Origin of the sequence: Bordetella petrii, from assembly GCF_000067205.1 — a bacterium.
GTDB lineage: Bacteria > Pseudomonadota > Gammaproteobacteria > Burkholderiales > Burkholderiaceae_B > Bordetella_A > Bordetella_A petrii.
Window position 1 is genome coordinate 780,008 of record NC_010170.1, and the last position, 13,845, is coordinate 793,852.

The window sequence follows — 13,845 nt, forward strand, 5'->3', positions numbered from 1 at the left end:
GACAATCTGTGTGGAACGACGCGCGCACCACCAACCTGATCGCCAACACGCTGGCCGTGCTGGCGGTGGTGGCCATGCTCGCCGCTGGCGTGGTGTGGGTGGCGCATCGTCCGTATTTCACGCTGTCGGCCATCGAGCTCGAGGCGGCGCCCGACTCCGAGCTGCGCTATGTGTCTGCGGAAGCGGTGCGCGCGGTGATCGCGCGGCGCTTCGAGGGCAATTTCTTCACGGTCGACCTGGACCAGGCGCGCGAGGTGTTCGAGTCGGTGCCGTGGGTGCGGCGGGCGTCAATACGGCGCATCTGGCCGGACACGTTGCGTGTGCGCATCGAAGAGCAGCAGCCGTTGGCGCTGTGGAACGAGAACCAGATGATCAATACCTGGGGCGAAGCGTTCACGGCCAATACCGGCGAGCTGGACGACGATACGGTGCTGCCGCAGTTCTCGGGGCCGGAGGGGTCCGAGGGGCTGGTTGTGCAGCGCTACGCCGAGCTGGCGCGCTGGTTCGCCCCGCTGGACCTGCATGTGCGCGAGCTGGACTTGAGCGCCCGCTACGCCTGGAAGGCCACGCTGTCCAACGGCATGGTGCTCGACCTGGGCCGCGACCCGGGGGCCGATGCGCCCGATCCGCATGGCCTGCCCGGCGCGCTGCCGTTTGCCGCGCGCATCCAGCGCTTCGTGCAGGCCTGGCCCGCGGTGACCAGCCGCCTGGAAGGCCGCAACGTCACGCAGGCCGACCTGCGCTACCCGAACGGATTCGCGCTGTCGCTGGCGCCGCTGGCCGACGGGCAATCCAAACCGAAATCTCCATCCACTTCTTCGAAGAAGCGTTAACGCCATGACCCGTGACATCAAGGACCTCATCGTCGCCCTCGATATCGGCACCAGCAAGGTGGTGGCCGTGGTCGCCGAAATCCTGCCGGAAGGGCGCTTCGAAGTGCTGGGCCTGGGCCAGCACGAGTCGCGCGGCATGCGCAAGGGCGTGGTCGTCAACATCGAGACCACCGTCAATTCCATCCAGCGAGCGCTTGAAGAAGCGGAGCTGATGGCCGACTGCAAGATCCGCGACGTCTATACCGGCATCGCCGGCAGCCATATCCGCAGCTTCAATTCCAGCGGGATGGTGGCCGTGAAAGACAAGGAGGTCACCGCCACCGATGTCGCGCGGGTCATCGAGACCGCCAAGGCAGTGAACATTCCCACCGATCAGCAGGTGCTGCACGTGCTGACGCAGGAATTCATCGTCGACGGCCAGGAAGACATCCGCGAACCCATCGGCATGAGCGGCCTGCGCCTGGAAGTGCGGGTGCACATCGTGACCGGCGCGGTCAGCGCGGCGCAGAACATCGTCAAGTGCGTGCGCCGCTGCGGCCTGGAAGTGCAGGACCTGATTCTGCAGCCGCTGGCGTCCAGCCTGGCCTGCCTGACGGCCGATGAGAAAGAGCTGGGCGTCGTGCTGGTGGACATTGGCGGCGGCACGACCGACGTGGCCATCTTCACCGGCGGCGCGATTCGCCACACCGCGGTCCTGCCCATTGCCGGCGACCAGATCACCAACGACATCGCGGCCATGCTGCGCACGCCCACGCCGGATGCCGAGGAAATCAAATTGCGCTACGGGGTGGCCAAGCAAGTGCTGGCGCGGCCCGACGAAACCGTCGAGGTTCCCGGCCTGGGCGACCGTGGCCCGCGCCAGGTCAAGCGCCAGGCGCTGGGCGCGGTGATCGAGCCGCGCGTCGAAGAACTGTTCTCGCTGGTGCAGCAGGTGGTGCGCGACTCGGGCTACGAAGACCTGCTGGCCTCGGGCGTGGTGCTGACCGGCGGCACGGCGCAACTGCCCGGCATGATCGAGCTGGCCGAAGACGTGTTCCTGAAGCCGGTGCGCGTGGCGGTGCCTGATTACGAAGGCAGCCTGTCCGATGTGATGCGCAACCCGCGTTTCTCGACGGTGATGGGGCTGCTGCAAGAGGCGCGCATGCAGCGCGTGCGGGGCCGCAAGGTGGCTGCCCAGACCGGCAGCTTCAAGTCGCTGCTGGCGCGCATGAAGGAGTGGTTCATGAACTGATTTGCAGGGACAGACTGGGGCCTGTCCCTGGCCCGCGCCGCCCGAGAGGGCGGAACGGGCGAAAGGGGAGACGTCTCAAACCCGTTGCGGACCATCCGGCCGGCTTCGGCTTTGAGGCGATTCACAAAAGATAGGTTGTTGGGGAATTTTTGTGATTTGCATATTCAGACTTGTGAGGGAGTCATCATGATGAACTTTGAGATGCTTGAGAACAACACCAAAGGGACCGTTATCAAGGTCGTGGGTGTTGGCGGCGCCGGCGGCAACGCCGTTGCCCACATGATCCGCAGCGGCGTCAACGGCGTGGATTTCATCTGCGCCAATACCGACGCGCAGGCGCTGGCGGCCACCAATGCGCCGGTGCAGATCCGCCTGGGCCGCACCGGCCTGGGCGCTGGCGCCAAGCCCGAACAGGGCCGCGCATCGGCGGAAACCGCGCGCGAGGAAATCCGTTCGGCCCTGACCGGCGCGCACATGGTGTTCATTACCGCCGGCATGGGCGGCGGCACCGGCACGGGCGCGGGCCCCGTCGTGGCCGAGGTTGCCAAGGAACTTGGCATTCTCACCGTCGGCGTGGTCACCAAGCCATTCAGCTTCGAAGGCAACAAGCGCCTGAAGATGGCCGAGGACGGCATCGCCGAACTCGCCAAGCACGTGCATTCGCTGATCGTGGTGCTCAACGAGAACCTGTATGAGCTGATGGACGAGGACGCGACGCAGGAAGACTGCTTCAAGTCCGCCGACGACATCCTGCACAATGCGTGCGCCGGCATTGCCGAGATCATCAACGTCGAAGGCAATGTCAACGTCGACTTCGAAGACGTCAAGACGATCATGGGCGAGCAGGGCCAGGCCATGATGGGCACGGCGACCGCCAGCGGCGCCGACCGCGCCCGCGTGGCTGCCGAGCAGGCCATCGCATGCCCGCTGCTGGAAGGCGTGGACCTGAACGGCGCCCGCGGGGTGCTGGTCAACATTACCGCCAGCCGCTCGCTGAAGATGCGCGAAACGCGCGAAATCATGGAAACGATCCGCAGCTACGCTTCGGACGACGCGACCGTGATCTTCGGCACGGCCTACGACGAGTCGATGGGCGAAAGCCTGCGTGTGACGGTGGTGGCCACCGGCCTGGGCCGCAACGCCGCGCGTCCCCAACTGGTGCAGAACGCCGCCGAAGGGCTGCGCACCGGCACCGACAACCTGCCCATGATGGGCGGGATGGGTCAGCAGGGCGACTACCGCAACCTGGACATGCCGTCGGTGATGCGCAACCCGCGCACCCAGGCGTCGGCCCAGGTGCGCGCGCTGGAAAGCTCGGGCATGGATCACTTCGACATCCCGGCGTTCCTGCGCAAGCAGGCGGATTGATGTAGCAGCACCGGGCCGGGGAACCGGCCCGACTCCCTCGGCGCCGGCCTGCCTTTCCCCGGGTGGGCCGGTCGCGGGGCGGCGCCTGCGTGCGCCGCCCATAAAGGGGACAGGCTTGTCGGCAAATGTTACGCGTACATGGCGCCAAGCTCGCCGGCGAGGTTACAATACGCACTTATGCCGGTGATTTCATTGATTTTTACCGGCGCCCGCCTACCGCACATATCTCCATGTTTCGACAGCGCAGCATCCAGAATCTCGTCCGTACTACCGGCGTCGGTGTCCACTCGGGACGCCGGGTCGAGCTCACCCTGCGCCCTGCCGAAGCCAATACCGGTATCGTCTTTCATCGTGTCGATCTGCCGCAGGTCGTCGACCTGCCTGCGCAGGCCATGGGCGTGGGCGACACCCGCATGGCATCGGTGCTGCAGCAGGGCGACGTGCGCGTGTCCACCGTCGAACACCTGATGTCGGCCCTGGCGGGCCTGGGCATCGACAATCTACACGTCGACCTTACCGCCGAAGAAGTGCCCATCATGGATGGCAGCGCGGCCACCTTCGTGTACCTGCTGCGCTCGGCCGGCATTGTCGAACAAAACGCGCCCAAGCAGTTCATCAAGGTGCTCAAGCCCGTCGAAATCCGTGAAGGCGAGGGCCGCAACCTGAAATGGGCGCGCCTGGAACCGCACGAAGGTTTCGCGCTGGCGTTTTCCATCGACTTCCGTCACCCGGCCATCGATTCCACCGCGAATTTCGCCGAGATCGACTTTGCCACGCATTCGTACGTGCGCGAAATCGCCCGCGCGCGCACCTTCGGCTTCGTCAACGAAGTCGAGGCTCTGCGTTCCATGGGGCTGGCCCGCGGCGGCAGCCTCGACAACGCCATCGTCATGGACGAATACCGGGTGCTGAACAGCGATGGCCTGCGCTACGACGACGAGTTCGTCAAGCACAAGATCCTCGACGCCATCGGCGACCTGTACCTGCTGGGCAAGCCCCTGGTGGCGCGCTACGTGGCGTGCAAGTCGGGCCACGGACTGAACAACCAGCTGGCGCGCGCGCTGCTGGCCCAGCGCGATGCCTGGGAACTGGTCACCTACGAATCGCAGGCGGCGGCGCCCCAGGCGTTCCGCCACGAGTGGAAGCTGGCCTGAGGCTCGATGCGCGGCCACGATGTGGCCGCTTTTACGATTAATTAGTTAGTACGGGCAGGCCCTAGCTGCCCTTGTGGTGCGCCAGCAGCCTGGCTACCGCATCTGCCAGCGGCCCCGGCCGCAACTCCTCGCGCAATTGCTCGAACGCCCCCAGGGCGGTGTCGCCCAGTGGCTCGGCCTCTTTGGGCGGGCGCGGACTTTTTGCGCCGGGCTTGGGCATTCCCGCTTGAACCCTGACGGCAATTTCGTTAAGGTTCCAGCCTTGGGCGCAGAGTGTCTGTGCGATGCGCGGGGCCAGTTGGCGCAGCTTGGCCGCATGCGCGGCGCTGGGCACTGCCAGTTGCAGACGCTGGCCCTCCAGCTTGGCCACGACGCACACGGCCGCCAATGCCGGCGGCAGCACCTTGGCCACGGCATACTGTATTTGCAGATGCGCGCGCGCGGTGGCCAGCACGCCAGCGCCGCGCGCATCATGACCCAGCCAGCTCAGCGCGGTGTTGCTTCCCCGCCGGCTGGCGGAAGAACGTGAGCGGTGTGGCGCGGGTTTGTTCATGCCGGCTCGAATAAACAGGATTACGTACCTTGAAAATCGTGATTATGCACGCCCGCGACGGGCAGGCCGGCCAGGTGGCGCTGGGCGGCGCGCGGCTGGCCCTGGTACTGGCGGCCGTGGTCGCGACCGCGGCCCTGGTAGGCGCCACGGTACAGCGCTACCTTACACCCGTTGCGCCTCCCGCGTATTCCGTCGACTGGGCGACCTATGCCCAGGACACCCAGCCCGCGCGCGAAGCGGCTTTCCTGCGCGAGAACGTCGGGATGCTTGCCGCCAAGGTCGGCGAGCTGCAGGCCAAGCTGGTGGGCATCGATGGCCTGGGCCGGCGGGTTGCCCAGGTGGCCGGGGTGGCCTACACCGACCCTGAACTGGCCGCTGAAATCAACGCGCCAACCGAGGCTGGCCAGGTCATGGACGACCTGTTCACCGACCGCCAGCCCCCGTCGCACGAATCCGCCGAACAGCTGGGCCGCCAGCTCGACGAACTGCAAGCCCGCCTGGCGCAGCAAACCGACAACCTGCGCATGCTGGACGTCGCGCTGACGCGCCGTTCCGCCGACCAGGCGCGCCTGCCCTCGACGCCGCCCATTACCGAGTACCCGTTCCTCAGTTCGTCGTACGGCTGGCGGCGTAACCCGGTCACGCACCGCTATGCCATGCACGAAGGCCTGGATTTCGCCGCCCCGTCCGGCACTCCCATCCTGGCGGCCTCGGGCGGCGTGGTGCTGGAGGCCAGCTACCAGACGGGCTACGGCAATACGGTCGAGATCGACCATGGCGATGGCCTGATCACCCGCTACGCTCATGCCTCCAAGCTGCTGGTCAAGCCCGGCGACCTGGTCGGGCGCGGCCAGGAAATCGCTCGGGTAGGGTCCACGGGCCGGTCCACCGGGCCGCATCTGCACTTCGAGGTCCGGCTGGCCGGGCAGCCGCTCGATCCGCGCCTGTTCCTGCAATCGCCCGACGCGCGGCCGCCCGTGGTGGCGCAGGCGCAGGCGCACGAGGCCATCGCTGGGCAGCCGGTCACCCGCTGAAGCCATCTGCCGCGCTTTTGCGGCCGGGCGGACCACCGGGGCGCAGGTGCGTTAAACTCGATTGTTTCCCAGCGGAATTGCCCGCTCAACCAGATAACAATCCGCCCCGGGCGGAGTCCGGCCCCAGGGGGCGGGGCGCCGCCGGTGGCCGCCACCGACACGCATGGTTTCTTTGCTCAAAAAACTCATAGGCAGCCGCAACGACCGGTTGCTTAAGCAGTATCGCAAGCTGGTTACCCAGATCAACGCGCTGGAATCCAAAACCGCGGCGCTATCCGACCAGGAACTGGCGGCCAAGACCCAGGAATTCCGCACCCGCCACGCCGAAGGCAGTTCGCTCGACGACCTGCTGCCCGAAGCCTTCGCGGTGGTCCGCGAGGCCGGCAAGCGCGTGTTCGGCATGCGCCACTTCGACGTACAGATGTTGGGCGGCATTGCGCTGCACAACGGCAAGATCGCCGAAATGCGCACCGGCGAGGGCAAAACCCTGATGGCCACGCTGCCGGTGTACCTGAACGCCATCGCTGGCCGGGGCGTGCACGTGGTCACGGTCAACGATTACCTGGCCCGCCGCGACGCCGAATGGATGGGCCGGTTGTACCGCTTCCTGGGCATGAGCACCGGCGTGGTGGTGCCGCAGCAGCCCAACGACGAGAAAATCGCCGCCTACGCCGCCGACATTACTTACGGCACCAATAACGAATTCGGCTTCGACTACCTGCGCGACAACATGGAGTACCGCGTCGAAGACCGGCGCCAGCGCGCGCTGGCGTACGCCATCGTCGACGAAGTCGACTCCATCCTGATCGACGAGGCCCGCACGCCGCTCATCATCTCGGGCCAGGCCGAAGACCATACCGAGCTGTACGTGCGCATGAACGCCGTGCCGCCGCTGCTTACGCGCATGGCCTCCGAACCCAAGCCGCACGAGCCCGAGCCCGAGGGCGACTATTGGGTCGACGAGAAATCCCAGCAGGTCTTCCTGTCCGAGCGGGGCCACGAGAACGCCGAGCGCATCCTCAGCCAGCAAGGCATCCTGCCCGAAGGCGAGTCGCTGTACGACCCGCGCCATATTGCCCTGATGCACCACCTGATGGTGGCGCTGCGCGCCAACACGCTGTTCTTCCGCGACCAGCAATACGTGGTGCAAGACGGCGAAGTGGTCATCGTCGACGAATTCACGGGCCGCCTGATGGTGGGCCGCCGCTGGTCCGACGGCCTGCACCAGGCAGTCGAGGCCAAGGAAGGTGTGAAGATCCAGCACGAGAACCAGACGCTGGCCTCGATCACCTTCCAGAACTACTTCCGCATGTACGACAAGCTGTCGGGCATGACCGGCACGGCGGATACCGAAGCATACGAATTCCAGGAAATCTACAACCTGGAAACCGTCATCATCCCCACCAACAAGCCGATGATCCGCAAGGATCAGAACGACCAGGTCTTCAAGACGGCGCAAGAAAAGTACAACGCCATCCTGAACGATATCCGCGACTGCCACGAGCGCGGCCAGCCGGTGCTGGTGGGCACCACCAGCATCGAGAACTCCGAGCTGCTGTCCGGGCTGCTGAAGCAGGCCAAGCTGCCGCACGAAGTGCTGAACGCGAAGCAGCATGCGCGCGAAGCCGAGATCGTGGCCGAGGCTGGCAAGCCGGGTCACATTACCATTGCCACCAACATGGCCGGCCGCGGCACCGACATCGTGCTGGGTGGCAGCGTCGACAAGCAGGTCGACCTGATCCGCGCCGACGAGTCGCTGTCCGAGGCTGAAAAGGAAGCCCGCATCGAGAAAGTGCGCGCCGACTGGAAACCCGCCAACGAGCAGGTCAAGGCGGCCGGCGGCCTGCGCATCATCGGCACCGAGCGCCACGAGTCGCGCCGTATCGACAACCAGTTGCGTGGACGCGCCGGCCGCCAGGGCGACCCGGGCTCATCGCGCTTCTACCTGTCGCTGGAAGACCCGCTGATGCGCATCTTCGCGGGCGACCGGGTGCGCGGCATCATGGAACGCCTGAAGCTGCCCGAGGGCGAGCCCATCGAGGCCGGCATGGTTACGCGTTCCATCGAGACCGCCCAGCGCAAGGTCGAGGGCCGCAACTTCGACATCCGCAAGCAGCTGCTCGAATACGACGACGTCGCCAACGACCAGCGCAAGGTACTGTACGCCCAGCGCAACGAAGTGCTCGAGGCCTCGTCCATCCGCCCGTCGGTCGAAGCCCTGTGCGAAGGCGCCGCCACCGATCTGGTGCGTCAGCATATTCCGGCTGACTCGGTCGAAGAGCAATGGGATGTTCCTGCCCTGGAGCAGGCGCTGGCCGCCGACTGGCAGATTCACCTGTCGCTGTCCGACATGCTGGAAAAAGAATCCAGCCTGACCGACGACGACATTCTCGAACGCGTGCTGGAAGCCGTGCGCGGCGTGTACACCGGCAAGATCGCCCTGGTGGGCGAAGAGGCCTGGGCGCAGTTCGAGCGCTCGATCATGCTGCAGGCCATCGACACCCACTGGCGCGAGCACCTGTCGGCGCTCGATTACCTGCGCCAGGGCATTCACCTGCGCGGCTACGCCCAGAAGAACCCCAAGCAGGAATACAAGCGCGAGGCCTTCGAGCTGTTCTCGGGCATGCTCGACCGCATCCGCGACGACGTGGTGCGCGTGCTGCTGACCGTGCGCGTGCAATCGGCCGAACAGGTCGAGCAGGCCGCCGAAGCCGAGGCCAGCCAGCCGCACGTGCAGAACGTGCAGTATCACCACTCCGACTATGACGAGGCCCTGGCCGGCACTGACGCCGACGCCCAGCCGGCCCAGCAGCCGGTGCGCAACTTCATGCCGAAGGTCGGCCGCAACGACCCGTGCCCCTGCGGCAGCGGCAAGAAGTACAAGCATTGCCACGGTAAGCTGGCGTGAAATCCTCTCCCCGAAGCGCTGAGTTCATTTCCGACGGGGAGCCTGAAGTCGACCGTACCGAGTTTGACCATGCCGTGGTCATGGTGCGCGACCGGCTCGATGCGGTGGCGCCGCACTTCGAGCGGCAGGGGTTCCGCCTGAGCGACCTGGCGGTGCATAACCTGGGGTCGTGCAACCGGCTGGTCGTGCTGGACAACACGTACATCGAACTGCTGGGTTGGCCGCCGGGCGCGCCGCCGGCCCGCAAGGAAATCGCCGATTCTCCGCTCGGCCTGGAAGCCCTGGTGTTCCGCACCCACGACGCCGAGGGTACCTATCGCCGCCTGCGCGACGCCGGCTTTGCGGTCAATCCCGTGCAAGAGCTGACCCGCCTCGCCCACGTCGACGGCCGCGAAATGCAGGCGCGTTTTCACACCGTGCGTTTTGCCCAGCAGCCCGTGCCGGGCATTCGCATGTATTTCTGCCGTCACCTGACGCCGGAATGCGTCTGGACGCCATCGCTGATGGCGCACCCCAACGGCGCATTGCGTATTCGCCGCATCGAGGCGCGCGCCGCCGATGCGCAGGCGGTGGCGCAGCGGCTGGCCCTGGTGACGGATGTCGCGGCCGAGCCGGCCGGCGACGGCTGGGAACTGCCGCTGGGCAACCTGCGCCTGCATGTGGCGGCCGACCCGGCTGCCACGCAGCCGGCTTTGTCGGCCCTGGTGCTGGAAAACCGCGACGGCGCGAGCTACACGCTCGACACGGGCCTGTAGCCCGGCATTGTCGCTAGGCGGCCTCTACCAACTGGTTGACCCCCGTTTGCGCATTGGCCTGCGCCACCCCATAGATGTGCAGCGAGATCGCGATGCCGTCGCTGGCATTGCGCAACTGGTGGATCTGTTCCAGTCCCGGCGCGGCCGTGACCGCCATGCCCGGGCGGCGCACGGCGCTACCCACGGGGCGCGCCAGTTGCGCCTGCGCATCCCATTGGTAGTGCGTTTCGTGCAGTTCGCCCTGTAGCACCCGGTATGTGCACCAGGTCTTGTGGCCGTGCACCGGCGTTGCCTGGCCCGGCCGCCACACCAGATAGAAGATCGTGAAGCTGCCGTACGGGTCGCTATAGGCGATGTGGCGCAGGTAGGTGTCGGCGCGGCCCTCGCGCAGCGGCATGGGCAGGTGGGCCAGCATGCTTTCGGCGTGGGCCGCGCTGCCGGCGAGTTCGTCGAGCAGTTGCCGTTCGGCGTTGCGCTGGGCTGCGCGCACCGTGGCGCACAGGGAATCGAGGCAAGTCAGGGGCTGGCGGCTGGTCTGCATGGCAGGAAGCGGTTTAAGTCGGCAATGCTTTCCATGCTAAGTGCCGGGACGGGAAATGGTTTTGCCAAATGGCGCCCCGCCGGGCCCGGGTTTGGAAAAATTTTGCGTATTGCAGCGGGTCCTATGCAGGCCTGGGGCGCACGGGCCATAATGCGCGCACTCGGCCGGCCAAGGGCGGCAGACATAGGGGAGCATGCATGAAAGTCGCAGTACTGGGTGCAGGGGTGGCGGGTGTGGCCGCGGCCTATTATCTGTGGCGCGACGGCCATGAGGTCGTGGTGCTGGAGCGCCGGCCCGGGCCTGCGCTGGAAACCAGTTTCGGCAATGCCGGCGGCCTGTGTCCAAGCTTCGCGGGCCCCTGGGCCGCGCCTGGCATGGTCGGCAAGGTGTTGAAGATGGCGCTGCAGCGCCAGGCGCCGATCCGTTTTTCGCTGTCGCCCAGCCCGCGCAAGCTGGCCTGGCTGGCCCGCTGGCTGGGCAATTGCAATGCCGAGCGGTTCCGCGCCAACAAGCTGCGCATGCAGCGCGTGGCCCATTACAGCGCCGCGTGCCTGCGGGACTTGGCGGGTTCGGGGCTGCCGGTCGATTTCGATTACCACCAGGACGGCACGCTGCAGGTGTTTCGCACGGAAGCCGACCTGAAGGCCGCGCAGGGCATCACCCGGGCGCTGGACGAATACGAAGTGCCGTGGCAACTGCTGGATGGCGCCGGCGCGCGCCGCCTGGAACCCGCCCTGGCGGCCGCGCGCGCGCCCATCGCAGGCGCGCTGTACCTGCCGCTGGACGGCTCGGGCGACAGCCACAAGTTCTCTACCGGGCTTGCCGCCTACCTGGCGGAGCAGGGCGTGTCGTTCCAGTACGGCCTGCAGATTCGCGCGCTGGCGCAAGAGGGCGGCCGCATCCAGGGCGTGCAGGCCGAGGGCCGCCATGAGCTGATTACCGCCGATGCCTATGTGGTGGCCCTGGGGCCGCAGGCGCCGTTTCTGCTGCGACCGCTGGGGCTGGCGCTGCCGGTGTATCCCTTGAAGGGCTATTCCATTACGGCCCGCATCGACGATGCCGCGCGTGCGCCGCGCGCGGCCCTGATGGACGAATACAACAAAGTGATGATCTCGCGCCTGGGCGACCGGGTCCGGGCGGCCGGCATGGCCGAACTGAAGGGCTATGGCACGGCGGTGGACCCGGCGCGCGTGGCTTTTTTGCAGAGCGTGGTGCGCGAGTGGTTTCCCGAGGGCATCGACCTGGATCATGCGCAGGCATGGGCGGGGCTGCGGCCCATGACGCCGGACGGGCCGGCCATCCTGGGCAAGACGCGCTACGACAACCTGTACCTGGATTGCGGGCATGGTTCCAACGGCTGGACGCAGGCCTGCGGAACGGGCAAGATTGTGGCCGACATTGTCGCCGGCCGCGAGCCGGAAGTGGATCTGGAAGGCCTGACCGCAGAGCGCTTTGCCTGAGGCTCGCCCTTGCCGCCGGCCGCCACCAGGAAAAATGCCATGGACCAGACAGACCTGAAGATTCTGAGCCTGCTGCAGAAAGACGCGACGCGCCCCGTGGCCGAGATCGCCGAGCAGGTCAACCTGTCGGTCACGCCCTGCTGGCGCCGCATCCAGAAGCTGAAAGAAGACGGCGTCATCGAGCGCACCGCGGTGCTGCTCGACCCCCAGGCGGTGGGGCTGGGCCTGACGGTGTTCGTCACCATCAAGACCAGCCAGCACAACGTGAAATGGACGCAGAACCTGATCGGCGCGGTCATGGCGCTGCCGAACGTCGTGGAATTCCATCGCATGGCGGGCGACCTGGATTACCTGTTGAAGGTCGTGGTCGAAGACATGCAGGCGTACGATCGCTTTTACCGTCGGCTGATCGAGGCGGTAGACCTGCTGGATGTCAGCGCCAGCTTTTCGATGGAAGTGATCAAGAGCACCACCGAGCTGCCGCTCGACCCGGGCCAGCGCTGACGCGCGCCGCCGGCCGCGCTACAGCAGGAAGATGGTGGCCAGGCCCAGGAAGATGAAGAAACCCAGCGAATCGGTGGCGAAGGTGAGCAGCACCGACGAGCCGATGGCCGGGTCTTTGCCGAAGCGGGTGCGCACCATGGGCACCAGCACCCCGACCGACGCGCCAACCAGCATGTTGCAGATCATGGCGGCCATCATGACCACCGCGATCGCCAGTGAGTTGGATATGCCCCAGGCGAACAGGGCCGCCACGACGCTGCCGCACAAGCCCACCAGCAGGGTGACCAGCATCTCGCGCTTGACCAGCTGCCACAGGTTGCGTCCGGTGATGCGGCCCATTGCCAGCGCGCGGATGATCATGGTCATGGTCTGGTTGCCCGAGTTGCCGCCAATGCCGGCCACAATGGACATCAGGAACGCCAGGATCACGATGTGGCTGACGGTGTCTTCGAAGCGCGAGGCCACGAACGACGCCGTGGCCGCCGTGCAAAGATTGAACAGCAGCCATGGCGCGCGGTTGCGCAGCGCCATGACCACCGGCGCGAAAATGTCTTCTTCTTGCAGGCCGGCGCGCGACAGCGCCTGCTCTTGCGAGTCTTCGCGCATGACGTCGACCACGTCGGCAATGGTGACGCGGCCGATCAGCCGCCCCTGGTCGTCCATGACGGGGGCCGAGACGAGGTCGTAGCGCTCGAAGGCGCCGGCCGCGTCGGCGTCGGAATCGAGCGGGTTGAGCGTGAGGAAGTCGGTGCTCATGACGGCGCGGACTTCGGTTTCGGGCTCGCTGACCAGCAGCCTCGACAGCGGCAGCACGCCCTGCAGCTTGTCTTGCCGGTCGACCACGAAGACCTGGTCGGTGTGGTCGGGCAGCTCGTGCAGGCGGCGCAGGTAGCGCAGCACGACTTCGAGCGTGACGTCTTCGCGCACGCGGACCATTTCGAAGTCCATGATGGCGCCCACGCTGTCTTCGGGGTAGCCCATGGCTTCGAGCAGCTGCGCGCGCTCTTCTTCGGTGAGGCCCTTCTGGACTTCGGCCACCACGTCGGGCGGCAGGTCGGGCGCCAGGTCGGCCAGCTCGTCGGCATCCATGTTGCCGGTGGCGGCCACCAGGTCCTGGCGGTCCATCGCTTCGATGAGCGATTCACGCACCCAGTCTTCGACTTCGAGCAGCACGTCGGCGTCGTGCTCGGGGCTGACCAGGCGCCAGACATCCTGGCGCTCGTCTTTGGGCAGCGATTCGAGGATGAAGGCGATGTCGGCCGGATGCAGGGCATCGACCAGCGCCTTGAGTTCGGCCTCGTGCTGGCGATGCACCAGGTCTTCGACCAGGGTGGCCTTGCTGTCGCCCTGCTCCTGGCGGTGCACCAGGTCTTCGACGAGTTGCTGGCGGCGCAGCCTTTCCTGGACCTCGGCCAGTGCGTGCTGGGCGTCTTCGGGGTCTAGCCGACGGGGCGTCGCTACAGGCTTGGTCGCGGCGGCGGGCTGCTGCGTCATACGTGGCAAG

12 protein-coding genes are annotated in these 13,845 nt (G+C 66.5%); 9 read left to right on the forward strand and 3 right to left on the reverse strand.

Features of this window, described 5'->3' with window-relative positions:
- Positions 1–8: 8 nt before the first annotated feature.
- The 4 genes from BPET_RS03530 (at position 9) to lpxC (ending at position 4,586) form a co-directional block, all read left to right on the forward strand.
- A complete protein-coding gene (locus BPET_RS03530) occupies positions 9–833 on the forward strand; it encodes a cell division protein FtsQ/DivIB (RefSeq protein ID WP_012247716.1) in 825 nt (274 codons plus the stop codon).
- Between the two features lie 4 nt (positions 834–837).
- Complete coding sequence (gene ftsA / locus BPET_RS03535; protein WP_012247717.1) at positions 838–2,064, forward strand: cell division protein FtsA; 1,227 nt, start codon at positions 838–840, stop codon at positions 2,062–2,064.
- A gap of 186 nt (positions 2,065–2,250) precedes the next feature.
- Positions 2,251–3,432: a cell division protein FtsZ gene (gene ftsZ / locus BPET_RS03540; RefSeq protein WP_012247718.1), complete on the forward strand. Its 1,182-nt coding sequence runs from the start codon at positions 2,251–2,253 to the stop codon at positions 3,430–3,432.
- A 230-nt stretch (positions 3,433–3,662) separates the two neighbouring features.
- On the forward strand, positions 3,663–4,586 hold the full coding sequence (gene lpxC, locus BPET_RS03545) for a UDP-3-O-acyl-N-acetylglucosamine deacetylase (protein WP_041862678.1): 924 nt from the start codon (positions 3,663–3,665) through the stop codon (positions 4,584–4,586).
- A gap of 61 nt (positions 4,587–4,647) precedes the next feature.
- Here lpxC and BPET_RS03550 read toward each other — a convergent pair whose 3' ends face one another.
- Complete coding sequence (locus BPET_RS03550; RefSeq protein WP_012247720.1) at positions 4,648–5,139, reverse strand: DciA family protein; 492 nt, start codon at positions 5,137–5,139, stop codon at positions 4,648–4,650.
- 44 nt (positions 5,140–5,183) lie between these two features.
- On the opposite strand from BPET_RS03550, the gene BPET_RS03555 reads away from it, so the two are divergent.
- From BPET_RS03555 to BPET_RS03565, 3 genes are all read left to right on the forward strand, one after another.
- A complete protein-coding gene (locus tag BPET_RS03555) occupies positions 5,184–6,173 on the forward strand; it encodes a M23 family metallopeptidase (RefSeq protein WP_012247721.1) in 990 nt (329 codons plus the stop codon).
- Between the two features lie 163 nt (positions 6,174–6,336).
- Entirely contained in the window at positions 6,337–9,081 is a 2,745-nt protein-coding gene (gene secA / locus BPET_RS03560; RefSeq protein ID WP_012247722.1) for a preprotein translocase subunit SecA, read from the forward strand.
- Positions 9,078–9,836, forward strand: a complete 759-nt coding sequence (locus tag BPET_RS03565) for a VOC family protein (RefSeq protein WP_012247723.1) — start codon at positions 9,078–9,080, stop codon at positions 9,834–9,836. The genes secA and BPET_RS03565 overlap by 4 nt, the downstream gene beginning before the upstream one ends.
- A 13-nt stretch (positions 9,837–9,849) precedes the next feature.
- On the opposite strand, the gene BPET_RS03570 is transcribed toward BPET_RS03565, so the two are convergent.
- Complete coding sequence (locus BPET_RS03570) at positions 9,850–10,377, reverse strand: cysteine dioxygenase family protein (protein ID WP_012247724.1); 528 nt, start codon at positions 10,375–10,377, stop codon at positions 9,850–9,852.
- A gap of 197 nt (positions 10,378–10,574) precedes the next feature.
- On the opposite strand from BPET_RS03570, the gene BPET_RS03575 reads away from it, so the two are divergent.
- Entirely contained in the window at positions 10,575–11,837 is a 1,263-nt protein-coding gene (locus BPET_RS03575) for a D-amino acid dehydrogenase (RefSeq protein ID WP_012247725.1), read from the forward strand.
- Positions 11,838–11,876: 39 nt separating this feature from the next.
- The gene (locus BPET_RS03580; RefSeq protein WP_012247726.1) at positions 11,877–12,341 is read left to right on the forward strand and encodes an Lrp/AsnC family transcriptional regulator; all 465 of its coding nucleotides are present in this window, start codon (positions 11,877–11,879) and stop codon (positions 12,339–12,341) included.
- 18 nt (positions 12,342–12,359) lie between these two features.
- Here the strand turns inward: BPET_RS03580 and mgtE are convergent, their stop codons facing one another.
- Positions 12,360–13,835: a magnesium transporter gene (gene mgtE, locus BPET_RS03585; RefSeq protein ID WP_012247727.1), complete on the reverse strand. Its 1,476-nt coding sequence runs from the start codon at positions 13,833–13,835 to the stop codon at positions 12,360–12,362.
- Positions 13,836–13,845 lie beyond the last annotated feature (10 nt).